The organism is Bradyrhizobium sp. sGM-13 (genome assembly GCF_018398875.1).
Classification (GTDB): domain Bacteria; phylum Pseudomonadota; class Alphaproteobacteria; order Rhizobiales; family Xanthobacteraceae; genus Bradyrhizobium.
In genome coordinates this window covers 1-244 of the sequence record NZ_JAGWDK010000408.1, presented here as the reverse complement: position 1 = coordinate 244, position 244 = coordinate 1, and the positions used below count along the sequence as shown (strand labels likewise).

Annotated in this window: 1 protein-coding gene; it reads right to left on the bottom strand. The window is 57.8% G+C overall.

Translation table 11 applies throughout. From position 1 onward, the window contains the following. Positions 1-223 (bottom strand): transposase (locus tag KJQ96_RS39460; protein WP_213291269.1); only part of this gene is annotated, 223 nt, incomplete at its 3' end. Positions 224-244 lie beyond the last annotated feature (21 nt).

Genomic DNA, 244 nt, shown 5'->3' with positions numbered 1-244 from the left:
CTTGACCGACAAAATGCAACAACGCCTGATGCTGCGCTGCTGTCCGCTCAGGAGCCGTCATCGCCGCCATCGGCTCGACACTCTTGCGATCGCACGGCATCATCAGCCCAGTGCAGTAATCGCGAAGCGGTTTGGCCCGTCCCGCATGTCCGATCACGCTTGCAAGACCTTCAATATATGCCGAAAACCGCGACGCTACGTCTCCCGATTTTGTCAGACCCATCTCAGCCTCCCCATGCTGAAA